At 34.1% G+C, this 25,524-nt stretch carries 18 protein-coding genes; 7 read left to right on the top strand and 11 right to left on the bottom strand.

The annotated features are described in order from the left end of the window. Positions 1–117: 117 nt before the first annotated feature. Positions 118–888 carry a hypothetical protein gene (locus tag F6K40_RS19325; protein ID WP_293138717.1) on the bottom strand — a complete coding sequence of 257 codons (771 nt, stop codon included), beginning with the start codon at positions 886–888 and terminating at the stop codon, positions 118–120. Positions 889–988: 100 nt separating this feature from the next. On the opposite strand from F6K40_RS19325, the gene F6K40_RS19320 reads away from it, so the two are divergent. Both F6K40_RS19320 and F6K40_RS19315 read left to right on the top strand, forming a co-directional pair. Continuing rightward, positions 989–2,197, top strand: a complete 1,209-nt coding sequence (locus tag F6K40_RS19320; RefSeq protein ID WP_293138715.1) for a glycosyltransferase family 4 protein — start codon at positions 989–991, stop codon at positions 2,195–2,197. 215 nt (positions 2,198–2,412) lie between these two features. Further along, positions 2,413–3,819, top strand: coding sequence for a hypothetical protein (locus tag F6K40_RS19315; protein WP_293138713.1), 1,407 nt, complete (start codon positions 2,413–2,415; stop codon positions 3,817–3,819). A gap of 175 nt (positions 3,820–3,994) precedes the next feature. On the opposite strand, the gene F6K40_RS19310 is transcribed toward F6K40_RS19315, so the two are convergent. After that, positions 3,995–6,259 carry a pentapeptide repeat-containing protein gene (locus F6K40_RS19310; protein ID WP_293138711.1) on the bottom strand — a complete coding sequence of 755 codons (2,265 nt, stop codon included), beginning with the start codon at positions 6,257–6,259 and terminating at the stop codon, positions 3,995–3,997. 624 nt (positions 6,260–6,883) lie between these two features. Beyond that, positions 6,884–7,009, bottom strand: a complete 126-nt coding sequence (locus F6K40_RS19305; RefSeq protein ID WP_293138709.1) for a hypothetical protein — start codon at positions 7,007–7,009, stop codon at positions 6,884–6,886. A 325-nt stretch (positions 7,010–7,334) separates the two neighbouring features. Between F6K40_RS19305 and F6K40_RS19300 the strand changes: the two genes are divergently transcribed. Continuing rightward, positions 7,335–8,114 carry an ion transporter gene (locus F6K40_RS19300; RefSeq protein ID WP_293138707.1) on the top strand — a complete coding sequence of 260 codons (780 nt, stop codon included), beginning with the start codon at positions 7,335–7,337 and terminating at the stop codon, positions 8,112–8,114. Positions 8,115–9,217: 1,103 nt separating this feature from the next. Here the strand turns inward: F6K40_RS19300 and F6K40_RS19295 are convergent. The 3 genes from F6K40_RS19295 to hetZ all read right to left on the bottom strand — a co-directional run bounded on the left by F6K40_RS19295 (position 9,218) and on the right by hetZ (position 14,233). Beyond that, a complete protein-coding gene (locus F6K40_RS19295; RefSeq protein WP_293138705.1) occupies positions 9,218–11,638 on the bottom strand; it encodes a transglutaminase TgpA family protein in 2,421 nt (806 codons plus the stop codon). A 374-nt stretch (positions 11,639–12,012) separates the two neighbouring features. Then, positions 12,013–13,080 (bottom strand): hypothetical protein, encoded by a 1,068-nt coding sequence (locus tag F6K40_RS19290; protein WP_375340580.1) that lies wholly within the window; start codon positions 13,078–13,080, stop codon positions 12,013–12,015. Further along, positions 13,070–14,233 carry a heterocyst differentiation protein HetZ gene (gene hetZ / locus F6K40_RS19285; RefSeq protein WP_293138733.1) on the bottom strand — a complete coding sequence of 388 codons (1,164 nt, stop codon included), beginning with the start codon at positions 14,231–14,233 and terminating at the stop codon, positions 13,070–13,072. The genes F6K40_RS19290 and hetZ overlap by 11 nt, the downstream gene beginning before the upstream one ends. Before the next feature lie 97 nt (positions 14,234–14,330). On the opposite strand from hetZ, the gene F6K40_RS19280 reads away from it, so the two are divergent. Next, on the top strand, positions 14,331–14,810 hold the full coding sequence (locus tag F6K40_RS19280) for a hypothetical protein (protein ID WP_293138703.1): 480 nt from the start codon (positions 14,331–14,333) through the stop codon (positions 14,808–14,810). Between the two features lie 314 nt (positions 14,811–15,124). Here F6K40_RS19280 and sds read toward each other — a convergent pair whose 3' ends face one another. Then, a complete protein-coding gene (sds, locus tag F6K40_RS19275) occupies positions 15,125–16,096 on the bottom strand; it encodes a solanesyl diphosphate synthase (RefSeq protein ID WP_293138701.1) in 972 nt (323 codons plus the stop codon). A 552-nt stretch (positions 16,097–16,648) separates the two neighbouring features. Here sds and F6K40_RS19270 point away from each other — a divergent pair. The 3 genes from F6K40_RS19270 (at position 16,649) to F6K40_RS19260 (ending at position 19,684) form a co-directional block, all read left to right on the top strand. Further along, positions 16,649–17,524, top strand: coding sequence for an RNA polymerase sigma factor (locus F6K40_RS19270; RefSeq protein WP_293138699.1), 876 nt, complete (start codon positions 16,649–16,651; stop codon positions 17,522–17,524). 116 nt (positions 17,525–17,640) lie between these two features. Beyond that, positions 17,641–18,555 (top strand): tetratricopeptide repeat protein, encoded by a 915-nt coding sequence (locus F6K40_RS19265; protein ID WP_293138697.1) that lies wholly within the window; start codon positions 17,641–17,643, stop codon positions 18,553–18,555. Between the two features lie 1,006 nt (positions 18,556–19,561). Next, entirely contained in the window at positions 19,562–19,684 is a 123-nt protein-coding gene (locus F6K40_RS19260) for a hypothetical protein (RefSeq protein WP_293138695.1), read from the top strand. Between the two features lie 225 nt (positions 19,685–19,909). Here F6K40_RS19260 and murI read toward each other — a convergent pair whose 3' ends face one another. The 4 genes from murI to psbP form a co-directional block, all read right to left on the bottom strand. Next, complete coding sequence (murI, locus tag F6K40_RS19255; protein WP_293138693.1) at positions 19,910–20,734, bottom strand: glutamate racemase; 825 nt, start codon at positions 20,732–20,734, stop codon at positions 19,910–19,912. Between the two features lie 505 nt (positions 20,735–21,239). After that, positions 21,240–21,809: a peroxiredoxin gene (locus tag F6K40_RS19250; protein ID WP_293138691.1), complete on the bottom strand. Its 570-nt coding sequence runs from the start codon at positions 21,807–21,809 to the stop codon at positions 21,240–21,242. A gap of 1,434 nt (positions 21,810–23,243) precedes the next feature. After that, positions 23,244–23,858, bottom strand: coding sequence for a nucleoside triphosphate pyrophosphatase (locus F6K40_RS19245; protein WP_293138689.1), 615 nt, complete (start codon positions 23,856–23,858; stop codon positions 23,244–23,246). A 398-nt stretch (positions 23,859–24,256) separates the two neighbouring features. Further along, positions 24,257–24,799, bottom strand: a complete 543-nt coding sequence (psbP, locus tag F6K40_RS19240) for a photosystem II reaction center PsbP (RefSeq protein WP_293138687.1) — start codon at positions 24,797–24,799, stop codon at positions 24,257–24,259. Positions 24,800–25,524 lie beyond the last annotated feature (725 nt).

The raw sequence follows: 25,524 nt of genomic DNA, 5'->3' as shown, positions 1-25,524 counted from the left end.
AATATTTTTTGATTACTAAATAACTCCCGATATCTAGGGTTATTAGCTAATTTTTGCCATCAATTTAAGACATCCATAGATGTTGCTTTGCCATCAAAATTTTTTCCTTCAAATGAACTACCTCCTCCTTGAGCTTACCTTATCTATACCTGTATCAGAAAATTTAAGTTGCAATTTTTCTGCTATTTGTTGCCTATAATCAACATCAGTAAACCATTGATTGTAATTGATACAAATTTTGTTATGCTTCTGGATATAGCTTGTTTCTCCTAAATCCTCTTTTGCATAATTAAGCGATAAATCAGAAACTTTTTGATGAGGAGACCTAACAAATAAAAAATTGTTTCCATAACAGCTTTCTGTTGAATCTAAATCATTTTTTTCCCTCTGTAATCTATGCTTAAACCTACTTGCCAAAAGATTAAAAGGGTCTCTAATTATCAGTACATCATACCTAGTACCACTTTTTCCAAAATATAAATCGTGTTTGCTCTCAAGTAACCAATTTGTTATCTCTTGCAAACTATAATCTTCGTAACTACGAATTAAGCAATCTTTTTTGAGAAATGGATAGTTTTCGCTGAGATTTTCATAACTATGGCGTAAGGCATTTCTGTTAACTTTTAAATCATTCAAAAATTCTATATTACCAATTTCCTGATTTTTAATCCAGTTAATAATTGCATGGTTCCCAGTACGTCTCATACCTATTACTCGAATTTCCTTTTGATTCACTACTTCTGAAAGGATTTGTTGCTTGGTAATCATTATCATAAAATCTTTCAGATTATCTTTTAAAAAACGCTGACTTTGATAAAATATTTTGCTATTTTTTCTTAATGCTTTGACTATTAATGATTTTGATACCATAAAATCTATTCCTAACATTAAAATATCCCAGTCTAACTAAAATTAAGACTATGATATTGTCATCAAATATAATAAATTAGCTGAAACAGAGAGAAATATAGAATAATTTACCAACTTTATGAAAATCTTGATGCTTTCCTCTACTTTTCCTTATCCTCCAAACCGTGGTGGAACTCAAGTTAGAACATTTAATCTACTCAAATTTTTAAGTCAGAAACACTCTGTTACTTTGGTAACACAACGCTCTCCAGATGTCAATGATTCGGAAGTAGATTCATTACGGTCTTATGTGGAAAAATTGGCCATATTTCCTCGCCCCCAAGAATTTGATGGAGGAACTTTAGCAAAACTAAGACGTTTTAGTAATTTTGTAATAGAAGGTACTCCACCGAGCGTTCTATCAATATATTCCCCAGAAATGCAAAAATTGGTAGATGAGTTTGTGGCAACAGATCAATGTGACGCCATTACTTGCGAACATTCCGTTAATGAAATTTATATCCGTCCTCAATGGCAAGAGAAAGTCAAAACTTTAGTTAATGTCCATAGTTCAGTTTATGGTACTTGTCGGCAACAGTTGGAAACTGGTACGGCAGAGAAACCTTTGCGAGATAGACTGAATCTTCCCCTACTCCTGCGTTATGAAAAACGATATTGCTCAAAATTTTCCTGTATAGTTGCCACAACTAAGGAAGATGGGAAACAATTGCAGGAATTTAACCCCAATAGTCAGATTTCAGTTATTCCAAATGGGGTAGATTTTAGCCAGTTTCCTTATCGTAGTGCTGACCCTGGTGGAAAGCAATTAATTTTTGTGGGAGCTATGGATAATTTTCCTAATATTGATGCGGTTCGCTTTTTGACTCTGGAGATATTGCCTAAAATACAAGAACGTTATCCTGATACAACTTTAGCGTTGGTAGGGGCAAGACCAGTACCGCAAGTACAGGAACTTTCGACTTGCCGAGGAGTAAAAGTTACAGGTCGCGTACCTTCAATGGCAGAATATTTACATCAAGCTACAATTTGTGTAATTCCTATGCGTACTGGTTTTGGGATAAAAAATAAAACTTTAGAGGCAATGGCAGCAGGTACACCTGTTGTGGCCAGCAACCGGGGTTTGGAAGGATTAGCGGTTGATGGTACAGGTACACCGGTCAGAGCATTAAGAGCAAATCAAGTAGAAGAATATGTAGAGGCCATTAGTCGGTTATTTGAGGATGAGCAATTGAGACATAAATTGTCAGAAAACGGGCGATCGCTTATAGAAAGCGAGTATACTTGGGAAGTTCAAGGTCAGCGCTATGAACGGGTATTACTAGGATGATGAAAAAAAAGATTTACAATTCCAAGGTTAGTTACAATCGAAGGAAATCTCCTAAACCGGTTAAAACAGTTGAGAAACGTTATTATCCTAGGACTAGAAAAACTCCACAAATTAGCAGAATTACTTCTACTGCAAAATCTAGGAGACGCCAGAGACGACCAAATCCGTCTCAAAAACTTTGGTTGAAATTGCTATCCTTGCCTTGGCGGAAATGGATGATTGAATGGATAGGAATTTCCCTATTATTTGGTGGTTCTAGTTTAATGGCAGTGGGAGCATGGCTTAGTGTCAAGTTAATTTCCGATCCAAATGCTATTGTCTCATTCAATGAAATATTACCACAGTGGACTCAATTCTATATATCTGGCAATAAATCTCTAAAAACCCAGGAGCAAATTAAATCTAGTATTGAAGAGGAAGGGTTTAGCGCTGGAAAAATTTTTCCTCTTCCTAGTACAACAACAGATTCTGGTTTAGATATATTAGTGCCAGTAATGAAGCAAGTTGAATCTAGAGCTTCTTTACCCTGCGAAACTCCTTGTCGGGAAGTAGTAGAGTTGCGGGTTTATCAATCAGTTTTATCTGTTAATCAACGAGAAGGTAGTAAACCATATTTTCGATTAGTTAATACTTTATCACTTCAGGGTCCGGCTGAATCTTTTGTCATTGCATCTACTGTTGAGTCTGGTTCTGCTCCTCAAGGTTCAAATCAACCTTTACCTATAACAGCGGTACGTCAGTTTCAAGGGAAAGTTCCTGCTGGGGGGGTTTGGTTTAGTGTCAGTGGTCAGAGGTTACAAAATAATAAAGCTATTCCTTATGGACAAATTATCAATTATAATCCTACTAAAAATTATTTGAGTTCCATGTTGGAATGGAAAAGTTCTGCTGGTCAAGCTCCGATCTGGCAGGAAATGACTGGAGGGGGAGATCCGGAGTTGGTGGTTGAGCAAACTGTGGGGTTAGATCCTGATTTTGATATTTATTGGATTCAGCCACGAAAGTTTATACTTAATCCTGTTGAATTAGAGAAAATTTCTCTACAGGAAACTCCTATTGGGGATGGATATTATAAGGATGCTCTGAGGTTAGCTCGTAATGGTTTATGGTCTCCTGCTTTTGCTTTAATTGAACCTTTGCGAGAAAATTTCATGGATGAGTCTCAATGGTCGGAGAAAGCACAAGCTCAGTTTGATTTAATTAAGTTTCATGCCAATATTACAGAAGCTCAGGCGATCGCTTCTTGGGCAAGTCCAAGTCAAAAGGTTTTAGCTGGTTTAATAGATGGCCGTTGGCAAGAAAGTCTAAATGTGTTTGAAAATAATTTGAGCAGTACTTATGATATTGCTAAGTTGCTGCAAAATGATTCTGGTCGTCTGCGCAAAAGGGTTGATGCTGCTTTAAGAGTAGATCGAGAGGAATTTAATGCTATAGCTTGGGGTACTCTAATTGTGGCAAGTCAAAAAGGGCGAAGAAGGGGAATGTCGTGGTTGAATAGGCAACCTCAGATAAGTGAGAAGGGAAAGGAAAAGATTGAGAAGTTATTGGATAGAATAGATGCTGCTTTTGCGGAAAAGGAAAATATACAGGAACAGAAAGTTCGGCGAGGAGGAGTGTTGTAGGAAGTTAGAAGTCAGAAGTTAGAATTCAGGAGTTAAATTCTTGCTGTGAGTAAATTTGTCAGGCGTGAGAATATTCTAGTAATAATGGTGACTGCTATATTTCTAACATTACTATGCAAGGCTACCAAATTTTTGAGTTGGGTTGACGTTAAGGAAACCTAACCTACTATTTATATTATTCGTGAACTGAACCGTCTGGCATTGTTGCGCCTTTTAGGTTAGCTTTGTTATCGCCTTCACCGAAGTTTGTACCACTTATATTTGCTTCTTTTAAGTTGGCATTTTCTAGGTTAGCACTACTTAAATTTGCCCCACGCAAGTCTGCTGAAGTTAAGTTAGCATTGCTCAAGTTACTGTTAGTTAAATTTATGCCACAAAGTTTTGCTTTACTTAAATTAACCCCTGTAAGTTTTTGACTTATTAAAGATAAACCGACTAAATTTGCCTCAGTTAGGTTAGCACCATTAAGGTTAATTTGATTAAAATTATGCACATTTTTCAAGTCAGCTTGACTAAGATTTGCTGCTGTTAGATTAACATCATATAAGTTAGCATGAGCAAAATTTGTTTGACTAAGGTCTGCTGCTGTTAAATTAATATGATGTAATTTAGCATGGGCAAAATCTGTTTGACTAAGGTCTGCTAATCTTAGGTCTGCACCTTGTATAGATGCTTCACTCAAATTAGCTTTCTTGAGATTAGCTTCAACAAATTTTGTGCTAACCAAATTGGCTTTTATTAACTGAGCATTACCTAAGTTAACGTCACTTAAATCTGAATAGCTGAGATTTGTTGAATTAAAATTTGTTCCTTCTAAGTTAGCTTTTCTCAAGTGTAAATATCCTAAGTCATAACCAGCTAAGTTTACTGCTTGTAATGAAACACCAGGAGCAAGCAAATAAGCACCTAATTTAGTGTAATTAAAACCTTTCGGAAAAACAGTTGCTTCGCTACAAAGTGCCTGATTTATTGTTACCATTTGTAGATTTGCTCCTGCAAAATTTGCATTTAGTAAATTAGCTCTACTTAAATTAGCTTGGCTCAAATTTGCATTAGTAAAATTCGCATTTCTCAAATTTAATTTACTCAAATTTGCTTTTGTGAGATTTGCACCACTAAAATTTGCATCATTTGACAGTTTAGAATTACTAAAGTTAACTCCGCTAAAGCTACCTTCAGTAAAATTTGCAGACTCTAAATTAGTCTCCTTAAGATTCACATTTCTGAACTTTGCCTTTTCTAATTTCACAGAATTCATTTTTGCTTTATTCAAATTAGTATTAATGAACCTAGCTTGACTTAGATTTGCTGAATACAACTTAATTTCAGAGAGGTTAGCACTTTTAAATTTTGCTTCAGTTAAATTAACTGAGCTTAAATCTGCCCAAATCAAATTTGCACCATTAAAATTAGCATTACTCAAATTTAATTTTGAATCAAAAGACTTCCCACTCAAATCTGCACCAGACAAATTAATCCCAATAAAATCTCGTTCTCCCTCATTATATCTACGCAAAAATTCCTCAGCACTAACCACAGGTTCTTGACTCTCCTCTTCCTCCTCATCTTCATCTACCACCATTGAAAAATCCCGAAATTCCATTTCATTCTCATCAATAACTCCAGGCAAATATTCCACCTCATCCAAACTTTTCACACTTGCTGCAAATCTACGATTAATTTCTGCTGACTCCAAAACTTCAGCATTATCAAAACGCTCAATTAATCCTTGAATAATTTTTCTATCAGTCGTCCGAATACCAACTTCTCGTTCCCAACTTTCCTCACCCGAAGCCAATAAATTATGACTACCCACAAAAGCAAACTTCTCATCACACACCAGAAAATTTTCGTGAGTTCCTAACAACTTCAACCTCAATAAATCGGGATAATCTTGCTCTAATTCCTGTAAATCTACCAAAGCATTATATTTCCAACCCTTGCCAATATTCGAGCGATCGCCCAAATATCCCCAACCAATATCTACTTGACAACCCCTATCTAAACAACCCTGAAATTTCTCCAGTAAATTTTCATCAACACCATTACAATTTAACCATGGACAAACAATAATTAATCGCGATTCAACTGTTTCCAGCCCCTCAATTAATACACCACGACTGCCAGAGCGATCGAACACTAATTGATTTTCATATTCTTGAGGATTTTGTGAAATTTCCTCTGATAATATATCTTGTACAGGAGTCGATTTTATCGGATTATTTACACTAAATAATTCATCTAAACGTAGACTTAAAGTAGTCAACTTTTCCTGCAAATTTTCCACAGTTTCTATTTCTTTTCGATGATGAAAAATTTCTATTTGCTCATCTAAAGTATGTTTGAGTTTAACAACATATTTTTTCAGAGTAGTCTGTTGTTTTTCCAATTCTGAAACTTTATTTATTAGAGCAGATAAATTGGATTCTAGATCAGACATAATTAAATTAAATAGTGGAGAAATTACCATATTTATGGTAAAACATTATAGTAACTATTCAGCTAGCTTGTGGTCAGCTATTAGCTGTTTCACAAATAATGAATAAACACTCTGAGGTCAAAGTCAGTTTTTTTCCAATGCTTTTAATTTGACTTAAATCTATCAATACTAATTTCTGCTCTAAAAGTAATAAATTAATAGCTGATATAGCAATCCGCGCTTATGTTGTAAGATTTTATCTAACGGGGTTTGGTCTCCAAAACCCAAACGCAAAGGGATTTGGAGACCAAACCCCTACAGTTTTCTCTCGCCAATCATTTCTTATGGCTATAGCTGATAACTGATAACTGATAAAAGTTAGTTTTTTCCAATACTTTTAATTTGACTTAAATCTATCAATACTAATTTTTGCTCTAAAAGGGCTTTATTGCACGAAAATAGCCATAGAAAATCCGTTCCCCTTTTCGGTTTCCTCGACATGAAAGGTGAACCTAGTGACAGCTATATCACCCTCTTTCTATACATTGATGCTTTATTCATTTATTGGCCAATAATTAAACCGCTCAAACCCTTTACAGGCATAAGTTTCAGCCTTTTTTTATCAATATTTGATGCTTTATTCATTTATTGGCCAATAGTTAAACCGCTCAAACCCTTTACAGGCATAAGTTTCAGCCTTTTTTTATCAATATTTGATGCTTTATTCATTTGTTGGCCAATAGTTAAACCGCTCAAACCCTTTACAGGCATAAGTTTCAGCCTTTTTTTTATTAATCTTTGATGTTTGATTTATTTATTGGACAATAGTTGTAGAAGTATGAAGTACATCTGCTTTAGCTTGTGCAGTAGCTATATCTTTTCAGACAACAAAGCCCTCTAAAAGTAATAAATTAATAGCTGATATAGCACTCCTAAATAGGTTGTAAGATTTGATCTAACGGGTTTTGGAGACCAAACTCTAAGCCCAAAGGGATTTGGAGACCAAACCCCTACAGTTTTCTCTCGCAAATCATTTGTTATGGCTATAGCTGACAACTGACAACTGATAACTGATAACTGATAACTGATAACTGATATGTTACCTATACCAACAAAAAAAACTCTGAGATTTTATTTAGAAGATATAGAAAATCCGATCGGTAAAGCTTTTAACTTAATTATCATATTTTTAATTTTACTCTCTTCAGCTATTTTTGTTGCCAAAACTTATTCAATATCAGAAGAAGTTTTCCTCAAATTAGAGCTAATAAATCATCTTATTTTTGGATTTTTTGCTATTGAATATTTGCTGAGATTTTGGTGTGCAGAGCAAAAAATCAAGTTTATCTTTAGCTTTTTTTCTCTGATTGATTTACTTGCTATTTTGCCAATCTTTACAGATGTTTTAAACATTAGTTTTATTCTAATTATTAGATGTTTCCTAGTTCTGAAACTAATTCGATTTTTGAAGTTCAAAATTTATATCTTTAATATTACGACTGAAGATGGCAGAATTTTTGCCAGAATATTATTTACTTTATTTTCAATTATTTTTATTTTTTCTGGCTTAATTTATCAAGTAGAACATCCTGTGAATCCTGAATCATTTAAAACTTTTGTAGATGCTGTATATTTTTCAGTTGTCACAATGACAACTGTAGGATTTGGCGATGTAATTCCCATTTCAGAAAAAGGTCGTTTATTAACTGTTTTGATGATCTTAACAGGTATTAGTTTAATTCCTTACCAACTTGGAGATTTAATTAAACAACTTATCAAAACAGCAAATAAGCAAGAAAAAGTCTGTAGTGGTTGTGGTTTTTATTGCCACGATATAGATGCTAAATTCTGTAAAATTTGTGGAACAGAATTATAAGTATGAATTGAGAATTGAGAATTGAGAATTGAGAATTCAGGAGTGGTAAATTGACTAATTTGTGTGTGCTGATAAAAATTAACCAATTAGTCAATCATCATGGAGAATTTAGAATTGAGAATTGAGAATTCAGGAGTGGTAAATTGACTAATTTGTGTGTGCTGATAAAAATTAACCAATTAGTCAATCATCATGGAGAATTGAGAATTTAGAATTGAGAATTCAGGAGTGGTAAATTGACTAATTTCTGTGTGCTGATAAAAATTAACCAATTAGTCAATCATCATGGAGAATTGAGAATTTAGAAGTGGTAAATTGACTAATTTCTGTGTGCTGATAAAAATTAACCAATTAGTCAATCATCACGGAGAATTGAGAATTGAGAATTCAGGAGTGGTAAATTGACTAATTTCTGTGTGCTGATAAAAATTAACCAATTAGTCAATCATCACGGAGAATTGAGAATTTAGAATTGAGAATTCAGGAGTGGTAAATTGACTAATTTCTGTGTGCTGATAAAAATTAACCAATTAGTCAATCATCATGGAGAATTGAGAATTTAGAAGTGGTAAATTGACTAATTTCTGTGTGCTGATAAAAATTAACCAATTAGTCAATCATCATGGAGAATTGAGAATTGAGAATTGAGAATTCAGAAGTGGTAAATTGACTAATTTGTGTGTGCTGATAAAAATTAACCAATTAGTCAATCATCATTGAGAATTGAGAATTGAGAATTGAGAATTGAGAATTCAGAAGTGGTAAATTGACTAATTTGTGTGTGCTGATAAAAATTAACCAATCAGTCAATCATCATTGAGCATTGAGAATTGAGAATTGAGAATTGAGAATTTAGAAGTGGTAAATTGACTAATTTGTGTGTGCTGATAAAAATTAACCAATTAGTCAATCATCATGGAGAATTGAGAATTGAGAATTGAGAATTCAGAAGTGGTAAATTGACTAATTTGTGTGTGCTGATAAAAATTAACCAATTAGTCAATCATCATTGAGCATTGAGAATTGAGAATTGAGAATTGAGAATTTAGAAGTGGTAAATTGACTAATTTGTGTGTGCTGATAAAAATTAACCAATTAGTCAATCATCCGCGTATCCGTGGCAAAAATCCGCGTTTGCCCTTTAAACTTCCTAATAAACTTTTTAATCGAGTTAAATTAACTTCCTTATTACCATAACGCCATCCAACATAAGCTCGCGAAATTTCTTCTACTATTTCTCCCTGTTCCCTGTTCCCTGTTCCCTGTTCCCTAATAACTTTAGTATATTCAAAAGGAGTCTGAAAACCACGTTTAACTAATCCCTTACTCGCCATTAAACTCAACATTTGTTGATAGATACTCTCCATCGGAGATAACCTTCCTAACCAACGACTATAACGCCATTTTCGCCAAAAAATATACAATAACCAACCCAAAAAACTTAAAGCAGTAGCTAAAATTAAACCTCCAAATATACCTTGCCAACCTTGAGAAAATAAAGCAAAAAACCAACCAATAATTCCCAATATCCAACGGAATATTCCACCAATAAATCTCTCCAAAAAACCAGTTACAGGAGAAGGCAACCAACCAGCTACCCACTTCCAAAAAACCATCAGTGTAGAGGTTTGGTTTCCAAACCCTTTTTCAATAGAAGGAGGAATTAAGGGCATTCCTGGAATAGGATTAAAAGCAAACCATCCATACCCAGGAAAATAAACCTCAGTCATCATATAAGCATCTGTATTTTTTACCACATATAAACCAGTAAAAGGATTAAACTCTCCAGGAGAATAACCGCCAACTAATCTAGCAGGAATTCCAATAGAACGTAACATTATTGTCAAAACAGTAGAAAAATGATCGCCATAACCACCCGTAATTTTTTCCCCTTCCGGACTATTTTGATAACCAAATAAAAATGCTGAAACTAAATCTTCATCTTCTGCTAAAAATGGCGGTGTTTTCTGAAGTTTATAATTTAGGTTTTGCTTGAGATATTGAGCTAAATAAAGTGCTTTTTCGTAAGGGGAATTAATAGGTTTACTATCTTTCGCAACTTTATTTTGATTAGCTAAAATTTCTTCAGTTTTTTGTCTGACTTTTTCCACTATTTCCGGTGGAATTTGTAAATAATATTGACTAATACTTTCTGGATAATTTGTTCCTGCCTCACCCAAAATAGTACGATTTCTATAAGGAACATCAGAAATTACAGTGTAGGTTAAACCCTCTCGAAGTTCCAGAGGAGAACGTAAATTTCCATCAGGATCAATTGCTATTTTTTCAGTGGGAAAATATACCTCTCTGGCATTATATAAAGCCGGAATTAAATTTGGTAATTGAGAAACTACCGTATAACTTTGAATAACTTCTTTCCTTTCATTTTTATAATAATTATTTCTCGGCAAATTCACATAAAACTGATAAGAAAAACTAGAACGATTGAAGGTAAAAGTTTTATCATTCCGAGAAATTTCCCAACCTTCACCAGTATATTTATCAAAAGCCAAAACTCGCCAAAAACCCTCAGCTTGCGACCTAACTCGCATGACAACTTGAGGCTTTAATTGCCCCCGCAAATTTTGGTTTATCTTAGTATTAAATCCATAATAATAAGTAGTATCTAAAGTTCCCGGACCTGATTCTTGATTAGTTCCATTACCATTTCCAGAACCATCTCCATTTTCCCTACCTCGACCAATATAACCAGGATTTGTAATTGTTCGCCCGTCAAAATTTTCTACATCAAAATTAATCGGGGAACTGACAGGAAAAGTTCGTAATTGATAACCAGGCAACCTCGGTAAAAAAGCAAAAATTGCCATACCCAAACCGAGAGTTACTAATAATAATGTTGTTAATCTCTTGGGGGAAATAGCATTTAATAAAGATAATTTGTGTCGCTGCTTTTGTTTAGGAAATTTTGATTTATTACCAGAAAATCTTGACTGCAAACCCAACCTAGAACGGTAATCTAAAATCAGACAAGGAATAGCAAGAACAATAAACAGCAATAATATAGGTCCGTAAGTTAAAGTTTGACTAATAGTACCTGCAACTCCCAACAAAATTAACCCTATAACCATCGAATAACCCAAGTCTTTTCGCCTAGGCAAATCAAAACTATGCAAAACTTGAAGTTGAATCAATAATTCCGCCAATACCAATCGAGTATCATTTAACTCACCAACTAATCTGCTCAAAAAAGCAGCTAAAGCTAATAACATTCCGATCGCCAAACAAAATTTAGCTGGTACATTCCTTTTGTAGCGATTGTACCAACTCCAAATTGCTCCGATAATACTTAGTGGTGCTGCCCAAAAAGTTAAAGGCAGTTCGTCGGTTGCCACCCCAGCAGCGACGTCAACTGCTATAATGCCTACTATTACCAATGCCTGTACCATGACTCGTAATAGAATAGAATCTTCAGGAACAGGTTTAGGCGCTGCTTCTATTTGTCTCCACAGAGGTCCTAATATAGGTAGATTTCGCACTTCCCAGACAGAAGAAGAATTAGACATAATTTATTTTATAGCGCTACGCGCTAGGGAATAGGGAATAGGGAATAGGGAATAGTAAACTGTCAAAGGGTTTTCCTAGGTCATGCTGCGCAAACAGGATTTATAAATGTCCTAACCTTAATGCGTAGTGCTATATTGGTAGATGCCAATCGGAATTTAGAATTTAGAATTTAGCGTTTGGAATTCAGAATTTAGAATTCAGAATTTAGAATTCAGCATTCAGCGTTCTTTACTTACATAGAAGAATATGTATACTTACATAGAAGAATATGTATCTTGGCTGATAGCTGAAGCGCTGATAGCTAATAGCTAGTTAAAAGCAACTTAATATTTGGCAAGCATAGGCACGCTATTTAGAATTCAGAATTTAGAATTCAGGATTTAGAGTTTGGTTGAAGACAAACAGCAAAATTTAAAGGTTCTTCCCCATTTAACAAATTAATAGTGAGCTGCAATTTTTGGTCAGGTTTCGGAGCAAATAACTCTACCGATAGGGTACCTGGTTCCGAACATTGAGCAGTTGTTTCGTAGCTCTCTCCACCTTGCAGTTTCAGACTTCCTGCTGCTGGAAGTTGACCCTTAATTCTCAAACAAGCAGAAGACCTATCTTTAGGAATAGAATATTCAGCTTCAATATTAATCCAACCCACAGCAGTTTCCCATTCTCTTCTTACCACCGACTCATTCAAATGACAGGTTAAAGTTAAAGAAGCTAAAATCTCTTTAGCAGCCAATAAAGACAATAACATTTGTTGTCTTGGAGTTGCAGTGTTATAGTCTGTAACTCGACTAGACATCAACTCCCCATCACGAGTTTGACCTACTAATACTAAACCTGCTAGATTATTTAGAGATTGAGATTGGCCAGGGAATAAATTCTCTACAGCTTCAACTAATCTTTTGCCTGGTAGTAAGTCGGATTGTACTATCTCTTGGCAAGACTTCAGAAGTTGATAAGCTACACTATCTGTTAAAGGTATAGATAGATTTCTCCACCTGATATTTTTCATCTGTGATACCCACAGAGGAATTTGGGAAACCCAATTTTGAGTTTCAACGTCTGGATAGTCAGTATCGTATCCCGACTCTTCCCAAGGAAATAGTGGTAGTTTAGCTTCAATCTCAGCTTTTAGCCGTTTTTGTAACAATGACTCGAAACGATTATACACAGTTGGTACTTCTCCCAGTGTGGTTGGTGGACTTTCGTTGTAGTAGGGAAAGTCAATTTCTTCGGAATCAAGTGGATCTAGTTCTTCCCACTCTTCCTCTACCCTGATTTTTGCTAATCTATCCTCATTTGGAGGCTTTTGATTTTCCTCTACTACTGGCGAGCTAGAAGCTAGCGCTGGTGATATTTCTTCAGAATTTGGCTTTGATAAAAGCCAATCAAAGAAATTTTTCTCGAAAGTTTCCACCTCTTTATTCGTTTCGTTATTCATCACTTGACGCCCCTGCTCCGGAACTTGAACGATTTCGTAATTCCCAGGCAAGTTCGAGTAATTTATACCACTTTTTCTTAACCTGGTTGATTTTACGACCTAAACTTTTAGCGATCGCTTGATCAGAAAAACCTTGTTGCTTTAACTTTAGCAAATTCTGTTGTTCTGGATCGATTTGCTGATACAAAGTTTCCCATTCTTTAGGAGTTAACCCTAAATTTTGCTCTAAGTCTGCTTCTAACCATTGATGAACCAGTTCCCAGCGATGTCCCATGGCAAATTTTAGCAAATGGTACTTAAAGCGCTGCTGTAAATAATCCCTTTCTCGGGGTTTAAGACCTAAGATAGATTCTATTTCCCCAGTGGATAAGTCTTGTAAGCGCAATGCAAAATAATTGGCACAGTCTTGTTGTTGACGTTCCTCTAGATAGGCCATTAGTTCCTCTATCACAACCTGACGTAGAGAACCAATATCATTACCTGGGTTTTTTACAACCATTGCTTCCCGTACTTGCTGGATAGAGCGATCGTTCCAAGTTTTATCAGAGTCGGTACTTGTTCCTTCTGCTGCTTGGTCAATATCTACGGATGTTTCCTTTGGTTGTTGTTGGGCAAAAGTTTGTGCCCGTAGAATAATCAATTGTTGACTCCGACCACCAGACAAAGGTATACGTCTTTTGCCATAACGTTCTGTAAAGGCCATATACTCTGCCAGTTCTAACAAAGTACGGGGAGTGTAAGTTGATGGCAGTTCAGCTTCTCGCCGAAAAGTATTTAAAGTCTCCAGGTAAAATTGTTGTAAAAAATCTTCTATCAGACTTAATCTAGCCTGATAACTTGATTGTATTTGGGGAGGAGTGATATATCTATAAACAATAGCACTGAGGGTGCTATGTAATTCTACTCTTCCTTCTCTAGAACCAAGCTGGTAATAATGTATACATCGTCTTAAGCGATGTAGAGCTAAATTTTTAGCCCATTTACCCACTTCTCCCGAAGCTTGAATTCTTTTACTTTCTGTACAAATCCTGTCTACTTCTTGTCTAATGCGCTCTGCTACTTCCAAGCAATTTTGCCTAGAGGCACGAGTAGACTGTTGAAATTCATCTAGGAGTAGCCTTAAGATTTCTTCGCCAACTTGGCAGATTTCCCCCATCATTGTATTAATAATTAATTGCTAATAAACTTCTTTAATCATCACAAATACACCCTACTTTTTAGATAATTTCTGAAAACATGAAAAACGTTAAATTATGGACTTAGATATACAAATCCAAACACTTATTAAAAACGCCCCCCAAGATGGTAATACACCACAAATTGTTGAAGCAATTACACCTGCTTTAAAACTGTTAGCTCAACAACTAAAACATTTGCAATATTATATTCTGCAAACTCACACACAAAATTGGGTTTTGACTACTTTAGGTCATCGCAGTCAATCTGAACTAGAAAAACGTGTTATTTATGCTTTTCCGACACTACAAGATGCCTCATCATCTATTTCAGAAGATAATGTTATAGCGACACCTATGCCAGTTATTCATATACTTTTTCAAATGATAGCAATTCAACCTTTAGATAGCCTTGTATTCTTTGAAAAACCAGACGATTTGACAACAGCTACGGAGGTTAAAAGAGAAGATGTCCAAAAACTGATAAGTATATATCTCAGACAGTATCAGGCATCCTCTAGTTCCAACTCTAGCAAAATTCCTCCAGATATTGCCTGAATAATTAATAATTAATAATTAATAATTAGGGTTTGCTGAAAAAGTCTTTTTGCTCTTTCTAGTAGTCAGTAGTCAGTAGAAATGGTAGATTACAGAAGATGTAGTCGGAACAATTTCCCTCAATTTTTCCGCGCTTGTCTGCTCATCCATCCTCACTTTTTCAGCATTTAAGATATGAAAACCAGGCACTTTTTTCTACCTAAAAATGCTAAAACCTTTATCTATAAATGCTTTTAGATTTAATCAGCATAGCAATAATTAGAGATAGTTTTCATTATCCATTATTCATTATTCATTATTCATTATTCATTAGTTTAATACAGCCTACTTAAAACATAGTCAGTAAGATTAATCAAAGCTTGACGAGAATCACAATCTGGTAAAGATTGTAAGTGTTCGCCAGCCATCTTCGCGTATTTAGCAGCCAACTCTTTAGACCTTTCAATACCTTGGCTATCTTTAATCAATTGGATAGCCTCTTCTAAATCGCCATTTTGTGCTAATTCTCTTTCAAGTAGTTTTTCTAAGGCTGGCTTTTCTTCAAAAGCATATAATGTAGGTGCTGTCAAGTTGCCACTTTTGAGGTCTGAACAAGCTGGTTTTCCTAGAGATTCTGTGGCGCTAGTAAAGTCTAGTATGTCGTCTACTATCTGGAATGCTAAACCTAAATATTTACCATAGTAATACATATCCTGGGCTAGTTCTGGCGGGGTACCACTAATAATAGCTGCAGCTTTAGAACTATTAGCAATTAGAGAAGCAGTCTTGTAATAGCTCTTTTCTAAATAAGCTTCTATGGATAAGTCAGTGTCAAATCTATGTAGTCCTTGCTGAATTTCTCCTTCCGCAAGATCCATAATTACTTCTGAAAGTAGTTTGACAACTTCTAGATTATCTAGATTGGCCAAGTACCAAGATGATTGAGCAAAGAGAAAATCTCCAGCTAGTACAGCAACACGATTAGTAAATAAACTATGAACGGTAGGGACGCCTCGACGAATTTCTGATTCGTCTACTATATCATCGTGAACTAAGCTAGCAGTGTGGATCATTTCTGTAATTTCTGCTAAACGACGATGTTTAGGAGTAATTTCCTGGTTTAGCATAGTAGTCCGTGAAATTAATAGGACAACCGCTGGTCTGACCCGTTTTCCCTTGACACGGAATAGGTGTTCTGCAGCTGCGTATAGTATGGGGTGACGGGCACCTACTAATTGTTTTAAGTTATCTGTTAGTAGTTGCAGGTCTGCTTCTACTGGAGAGAATAGGAGGGTGGAAGTGGTCATTTCAGTTATCAGTTATCAATTATCAGTTATCAGTTCCAACCGCTGAAGTCAGAGACTTGAAATACTAAAGTTTATTTTTTTCATGCCCTTATTTTTACAAAGGGAGACTTGAGACCTTATTTTTTGGTCATGGATTAGCTAATAAAGCTACAAGTTAACAAAATTTTACATATTATATTCTTATTCTAAGCTAACCATCCTTGATATAGGAAAGTTAGAAATCTTGATTCGTAAATAAAAGATTTTTTGAAAAAATTCTTACAATTATAAATAAATGCCAGTAGCAGTTGTAGATTGTATCTACTTAATAATTAAATTGTATCTACTTAATAATTAGATTGTATCTACTTAGTAATTAGTTCTTACAAGACTCTATACAAGCGGAGCTTTACCAGTAGACTTTATTAAAGACATCCAAAAAATTAATTAATTGTCGTGGTAGATAGAATAATAAAAATTTTCATCTTGAGCAACAGGTTATTAGTAGTATATTCAACGACCCTCTTTCTCATCTAAAGGTCTCTATAACTATTAGCTAAAAGTAAAGATATTATGGATCTATCCGGTAGTGAATCAGAGAAAAAAAGTGACATACATTATTTTTGTATGCTTTCTTTATCAGGTGTAGAAAACAGGAATCTGCTGCCAAAAAAAACGCAATTCAGTGGTGTATCTCCAAATCATCATCGGGATTTTTGGCAAATATGGGAATCATATCAAGATTATTTTTACAAGCTTTGCCTACAGTGGATGAGAGGTAACTCTCACGATGCCGAAGATATACTAAATCAAGCAATTATTAAAGCCTGGAATGAATGGGAAAAATCTGCCAATAAAATTATATATCCTAAAGCCTGGTTAAAAAGACTTATCCATAACTTATGCATGGATTACCATCGAAAACGCAAACGAGAAGCCACAATAATTGACAACATCGATGAGCTTAAATTTGCAGATCATCCAGCTTTCTTTTCTAAGGTAGATAGTCCTGAATCTAATATTTTGCATCTAGAGATGGAGGCATATATCCGCCACCAAATTGAATATTTACCTGATAGATTGCGCCATCCTTTTATTCTACACTTCTATCAAGATAAATCTTGTCAAACTATTGCTAAAAAACTTATTCTATCTGAAGATAATGTTCGCAAACGTATTCAAAAAGCACGAAATATTCTCAAAAAGCAGCTAAATAAGTATTTGACAGGTGAAGATAAAACTTCTCTAAATATCCTCTTGCCATCTTTAAAAAGGGATATTCCGATAGGAGAAAAGTTTCAATCTAATCACACAGATATTTCTAATGGGAAATCATCAACTACAACAAAAAACAAGCAAGAAGAAATTAACTATAAAGTAACTGTAATATGTCAGGAAACATTGCCCCATCTTTGGTACAGTTCACTCAATTCTTTGGACTGGAGATGAATGCTCACTTAGTTTTAGAGGAAAAGTCAGCTAGACAAAAACAGAAACTCATTACCTTAAATCAGTATGTTCAGAAATATCCTCAAGGATGGAAAAAAAGATTATAACTGGCTAATTTGCTTTACGAAATTGGAAACTTGCCACAAGCAGTTGCAGAATATTATCAAGTGCTTGAACGACAACCAAAATTAATTGATATATGGCTAAAACTGGGGAAAATATTGCAGATAATGGGACTAGAAAAAGAGGCTATAGAAGTATACGAAAAAGCCTTATTTTTGTCTGAAAATGAAGGAACCCAGAATCATATAAATGGATTAATTGCAGTTTGCCAAGGTGAGAGTAAAAATGCTATTAGTGCCTTGAATTTAGCAGCTAATTTAGAACCTGAAAAAATAGTTCACTGGTTTGCTTTAGCACAAGTACATCAACGCAGAGAAAATCCTCTTGGTGTAATAAGTGCATTAGAGCAGGTTTTGTCAATCAATCCAAATGATGTTACGGCCTTGATTTACAGCTATGATGCTTTAATGTCGCGTGGGAAAATTTCAGCCTCTAGGGAGGTGTTAAACAGGCTTATAGCCGTAGCTGAGGATGATTTTCGGGTACGGCAACGACAAATTGATTGGCGTTGTCAAATGAGATTGGTTTCTGGTAAGGAGGGGAAAAAAACTAAAAAAATGATTACTGCTGCCCTGGGACAAACTCCCCATGGGGCTGAGGCTCACAAGTCCCTGGCCTATTATCACATTTTCCGCAGGGATTGGGGGCAAGGTGTGGAAGTGTTGGCCAAGTTTACCGGAGAACATCCCCATCATCCTTATGGTTGGTATTACTATGGACGGTGCTTGTTTGAGATAGGGAAATATGAGAAAGCCGGAGAAATAATGCAGAAAGCTTATCTTATGTATCCTGATGATTGTGAAATTTATCGGGGGTTGTGCGAGTTAACAAAATTTTACATATTATATTCTTATTCTAAGCTAACCATCCTTGATACAGGAAAGCTAGAAATCTTGATTCCTAAATAAAAAATTTTTCAAAAAAATAAGCAAAATTATAAATCAATACCAGTAGCAATAGTAGATTGTATCTAATTGTTAAGCTACTCTCAAAATACTCTATACAAATAACATCAACTGTGTTATATTAAAACTATTAACTCTAATAGCTGTAATAATTTAAGATAGAAAAGAGATACTGATTGAATCTTAAATTAGAAGAGTAAATAGGTTATCAAGTCTTCAATAGTGAAAACTTAGCAATTATTGGGACAAACATTTAAGAGGCTCTGAAATGGAATACATACAATTTAGTTATCATGCTTATTTTATGAAAATTTGCTGTTTAATTGATTGTATGAATCAGCTATTAGATTGTATGATGATCGGAAGATAAGTTAAAAACTGCACAATATGGGCGAGATATATTTGCAGAACACTGAATTGCAGAAGTAGACGTTAACTAACCTTCGCAAGCCCTGGGGAATATTAAGTGAAAAGCTTACTCAGTGGTTGATATATTTAGTTAGATTAACATCTAATCAACACAAGGAAGATAGTTGCTATAAATCGCTATTAAATTGATAGTATTTAATTGTAAATTCACCTACAAATACTTGATTTTATAGGTATTTTTTCCGAAAAGGTAACATTTATTACCTATGAAATATGGCTATCCAGAGTGATAACTCTTTAGATGCTTCCACTTTGATAATTTTGATAATAATCTTTGTTAGAAGCAGTAATAGGTAATTGCTGAATATCTTGATTTTAGAGACTACCTAAATAGATGGTACCTCCACATCAAATAAACTTGTAGAAATAAAAATATCTACTGGTTTGAATTGGTATTTAATACCAAACTATGTAAATCTAAGAGTTAAAGAATTTATCAACAAATTTATTTGACTCTAAAAATCAAGTAAGTAGAAATAACTTTTGTACTTAGAATTAATTTAATTAATATCTAACAGAAGTTACATTAATTACTTCTTAAGTTCTTAAAAACACTCCTCACACACAATTTGGTCAAACTATGAACTACAATCACATTCCTGTAATAATTCCCATTCTAGCAACTGGTTATGTATTTACCGTGTATTTGCTCTTAGCATTGGCTCAACGGGGTGCAAAAATTACACGAAATAAAATTTGGTAACAAAGTATTGTCGATTACAGCACCAATTTACATCCTATGCTTTTTGTCTTTAAAAGGGGAGGCTTTCAACCTGAATTATTTAATTATTAACTATTAATTCTTCGGTAAAAAATTCCTTTTAGTGAATCCTCTTCTTTTTAAGAAGAAGAGGAAATTGCTAATTTATGAACATTATTGCTAGAAGAGCAAGTTACACTAAATTTGAAAATTCAGTAGATTTTCTGTCTAAATAGAAATAGATTGTTCTAGAAGATTTGCTAAAGAAATTGCTTCTACAACTGGTCTGTAACCAAGTCGCTGTAATGATAGATCTGCAAATTTTTGAGGAGAAGCACTAACTACAAATTTTGTTGGTTTTGGTGTATTAAAGTTTTGCAAATTCATAGTTTCCAACTTTTTAGCTGCTACTTTAACCAGATAAACTGCAGGGTCTATAAAATTCACAGATTTAGGTAATAATGAACGTAATATTGGTTCTAAATAAGGATAGTGAGTGCAACCGTATACTAATGTATCAATTTGTTGCTGTATTAGAGGCGTTAAATATTCTTCTGCTATCTGATATGTGTAGGGGTCATGTAGCTGATTTTGTTCTATCAATGGTACAAAGTAGGGACAACCAACTTGCCAAACTTGAACAGAAGCATCTGCATCTAGGATAGCATAACGATACGCATTACTAGCAGCAGTTGCAGGGGTAGCAATAACACCTATTCTTTTTCCTTGTTCTACTGCAGCATTAGCTCCAGGTACAATCAATCCTAGAATAGGAATATCAAATTTCGATTTGGCTTTTTCCAAGGCCAAAGCTGAACTGGTATTGCAAGCCATTAATACCATTTTTACCCCACTTTTGACTAGCCACCCAATAATTTCATCTACAAATTGTAAAATCTCTTCGGTAGTTTTTGTACCATAAGGTAATCTTGCTGTATCACCAAAGTAAAGAATAGATTCGTTGGGTAACTGTCTATATAACTCTCTTAAAACAGTTAAACCGCCTATCCCACTGTCAAAAATTCCTATTCTTTTTTGTCTATCAGTAGTCATTCTTTAAGTATTCAAATAAATAAAGTATAGCAATCCTATTGCGGTTGTAATATTTTGGTGGTAGTTAGGAGTCAGAATTTTTAAGGTTTTCCATTAATATTAACTATTAGAAAAATTTTCACAAATCTTACCGCTTTTAGGGAACAGGGAACACTTAACTGGGAACAGATGGGAATTTCGGCTTTTTTATATACTTTTTAATTACCCGCAACCTATTTAGGATTACTATAGTTAATTTTATTAATTAAGTTTAGAGAATATTTTTCCTTCAGGAAAAATTACATGATTTTTGATAAACTGAAGCTGACAAAATAGAAGGGATAAAAAGAATTTACTAATCAATTAACAATTAATAATTAGGGTTGAAAACTTTTCCTCATAAACTATATATAGCAATTTGAAGAGATTGTAGTCAAACATTGGACTTGACAGTTTACAAAATCAAATCTAATTGCTATATACAGCGTTTCATCTTTAATTATCTAATTAATATCAGATACTTATGCTAGCCTACAAACTCTAATCTAGCTGGTTTTTCTTTTGGTGCTTCTGTACCTTTAAGGTAAGCTAATACTGTATCTGCGTCAGATACCTCAAATGGATCATCACCATAGTTGTCGCTAAAACCTGGTTCAACAAACATTTTTTCAATGTTGCAGTCGTTAACAACCATTGCATAGCGCCAAGAACGCATACCAAAACCAATATTAGACTTCTCTACTAACATTCCCATTTTGCGAGAGAATTCTCCATTGCCATCTGGTAGTAGGAATACATTTTTAGAACCTTGCTGTTTACCCCATTGGAACATCACAAAAGCATCGTTTACTGATAGACAGATAATTTCATCTATTCCTTGTGCTTTAAATTCATCGTATAGTTCTTCATAGCGGGGCAGGTGAGTAGATGAGCAGGTTGGTGTAAAAGCACCGGGTAATGCAAATAAAACAATACGCTTGCCACCAAAAATTTCTTTGGTTGTTTTGTCTTCCCACCGAAAAGGATTTGGCCCGGGAACAGATTCATCACGGACACGGGTTTTGAATACTACGTCAGGAACTTGCTCAATAGCCATAACTTACCTCTTTATTGACATTTGACTTAATTTTGCCTTGTAAATCAGAATAATTCTTAAATAAGAATATGTCAATGGTATTACAGAAAAAAATTTATTTTCGAGTTTTTCTTGTGAAAGTGTTATTAAATAGGGTATAATAGTCTACTCAATATCTTAACTTTGGGTTGATATTTCTTAGGTTATATGGTATACGATGATAATCCTGGATGTTGAAAAAGGGAATTGGGAAGAAGTTGCTTCAACAATAATTGATTTTGATTTTGGAACTTAGAAATTCCTACTTATTCCCTACTCATATCAAATTCTGGTAATTACAGGACTTACGCTTCCCCGCTATATATGGCGTATTTTTTAGTCAATATTCCCAATATTTCCACTATAATTAGTACCCTTGCGTAAGTCCTGAATTAGTTATTTTATGGTTGATAACTCAGGAGTCAGTTGAGGGAAACTATATTACAGAAGATAGTTTTTGGATAAATGTATAACCATATTTCATGTCAATTGATGTACCGCAAGTGAGATATGGGGTATTAAATAAAATTGTTGCTAAAGAACCAAGAGGGAAGAAGCAAGAAGAAATAAATCTTGAAGAAAAAAAGGATTAATGATAAATAATTAGGTGGTTTATCCAATTCTAAAGGCTTCTTCTAGCTATAAGTAAATTTATAAATTTATAGGTTTCTTTTTTTAGCATTTGCTAGTTCTGGGTGTTCATTAATTGATAATTGATAATTACCTCTCTCTAAAAGGCAAAGGATTGACTAAAAGGAAAAAATAAATTTTTTTTCCTTGAAAATGGAGGCTTTCAACCTGAATTATTAATTATTCAGTAATGGTTTTTCACTCAAATGGGGAGTGGAGAGATGGGGATGTTTTTCATTAGTTAAACCTAGTCATGGTGTTTGAGTAAAACTTGCTATTCATACCTAATTTTGATTCGTCACAATATTAATGATTATGTCTTTCATTTGTTTGAGAAATGTTGTTGGTATTAAGTGAAGTTATTTCTTACTAAATCATCAGTTACTACGAAGCATTTGGTAGTTTAAAGATATCTTTGTGTTAAGTAGTTTCGGTGATTTCAGCACAAAGGAAACCAGAATTTATTATTTGGGAATAAAATCAAGAATATCATGGAGGTTGGTATCGTTTGTGTAAAAGTTAGCTTGAATATCTACAGGAAATTTAAGTTTTTTTCCCACTTTAAAATTTTACTTTACCCAAAGCATAAGCAAAGGAACATTTAACATAAAGACGGCTGTTAAAAACAAGATAATTATATTGTTTAGTCAATTTTTATCACCTCTTGTTTAACGTTCAACACCTCTGGATATAACTAAATGTATTTAGTCTTAATATATTGAAAATCTAAAAAAGAATATTTGTGATAGTTTTATTCAAAATAACCAAGGCTATATTTTGTTGATTTTACCAGAAATTACTAATTTGATATCCTAAATTATTAAGCATAACTCTGAACAATGGTAGACTTAAACCTATTACATTCGTATGACAACCTTCTATCTTTTCAATAAATAAACCACCTTTGCCTTCTATGGCAAAACAACCAGCACATTTTAAAGGTTCTTCAGTCGCGACATAAGCTTCTATTTCTTGGTTATTCACAGGAGCAAAATGAACTTTTGTCATTCTACAAAGTACGATAGTTTGATTTTGGAATAAATCAATTAAAGCATGACCTGTGTATAATTCACCAACTTGGCCACGCATTTTTTGCCAACGAGCGATCGCTTCTTGTCTATCAGCAGGTTTACCATAAATTTGGCCTTCAATAACTAATACTGAATCACATCCTAAAATTAAATTTGATGATCTTTCAGATGGGTTTTCTTTGATTATAGAGTTAGCTATTGTTTCTGCTTTAGTCTGAGCTAATGTTTCTACTAATTTTCTAGGTTCTGTTAATTTAACTGTTGATTCATCAAAGTTACTAGGCATAACTATGGGATTGATTCCAACAGTTTTTAATAAGCGAAGTCTTGCTGATGAAGATGAAGCTAATATTAGGCTAGGAGTTTTCATATTTCAAAGCACGCCAGCATAAAATATTTATTAGGAAGGTGCATCTCAATGTTGAATAAAGTCAAAAATTTATCGCTTTTAGGCAATAGGCACTATTGCTACAGGCAACGGGGAATATATAGGAAAAAAGTATTTTTGCCAATATGAGATGCACCCTATTAGGAGTTTAGAATTTAGAATGCATAATTCAGAATTATTTTTTTAACTTATGAATTAAAAAAGCATAATTCAGGATTAATTTTTTAATTTATAAATCAATTGTTTTATGAATTAAAAATTAAGAATTTAAAACTTCAGCTATTCATTAATTCCTTAATTTAATAATTCTGTATTCTCAATTCAAAAAAGATTCATTAATTCCTTAATTTAATAATTATAAATTCTACATTCATAAGAAGCTAATATACAAAGAAAGAATTAATAGCTTGTTGAAACTTATCATGCACTTTTTGCCATCTCTTTTCGGTAGTAGAAATGTTCATGGTGAAAAGTTTGCCACGACTAACTGCTACACTTGCTAAGTTATGACGTTCTCTTCCGTCAGCAAGTTTAACCGCATACTCTAATTGATAATATGTTTTAGTCTTATATTCTCGTGCTTCGGCATTAACTAATTCTGCTTTTCTACCTGAGTCTTTTGGTGCAATAGCATTTTTACTCAGTTTATATCCCACTTCTGTAGGAGTACCCAAGTCAGTCAAAGTCTTTTCTTGAAGCACGGGGCTAATAACTACGCTAACATTCTCGGTAGCCTCAACCAAGTCATGGAAAACTACATCTGGGCCATCATAAACTTTGACTTGAAGCCAACCATTAGGATAGAGGAATTCATAACCATCAGTTGTATCTACAAAGCTTTGGAGGCCACCGCCTACAGAAACACAACCTGTTAATGTGAGAGCGATCGCTACTAAACATAAGGCCACAATTTTTTTTAACATTTTCTCTAATCTATAATCTAAATAATTGGAGTTGGATTGAGTTGGCTCTTCAGTCTCAATACTCCTATAAATTTATTCTCTCATTAAATCTTAATTAATTTAAAAATTTTGTGAATTTCATATATTTGAACAATTAGAGCGAGTCTAATTAAGAACGCCATAATCAAAATGTTCTGCTGTTGCAGCGAGAATATTTTTCGCTTTTTCCTTTTTTTTCGTACTACCTACTCCCTGGTTTCTACTGCCTCAAGTTTTGATTTGTGAATTTCATCTATTTCAAAAGTTAGAGCGAGTCTAATTAAGAACGCCATAATCAAAATGTTCTGCTGTTGCAGCGAGAATATTTTTCTCTGTTTCTTTTTTTTCGTACTACCTACTCCCTGGTTTCTACTGCCTAAATTTTTGAGTTGTTAATTTCATCTATTTCAAAAGTTAGAGCGAGTCTAATTTAAGAACGCCATAATCAAAATGTTCTGCTGTTGCAGCGAGAATATTTTTCTCTGTTTCTTTTTTTTCGTACTACCTACTCCCTGGTTTCTACTGCCTAAATTTTTGAGTTGTTAATTTCATCTATTTCAAAAGTTAGAGCGAGTCTAATTTAAGAACGCCATAATCAAAATGTTCTGCTGTTGCAGCGAGAATATTTTTCGCTTTTTCCTTTTTTTTCGTACTACCTACTCCCTGGTTTCTACTGCCTCAAGTTTTGATTTGTGAATTTCATCTAT

It is taken from the genome of Okeania sp. SIO3I5 (assembly GCF_010672085.1).
Lineage (GTDB): Bacteria > Cyanobacteriota > Cyanobacteriia > Cyanobacteriales > Microcoleaceae > Trichodesmium.
The sequence above is the reverse complement of the archived record's forward strand: the minus strand, read 5'-3'. Positions and strand labels throughout refer to the sequence as shown.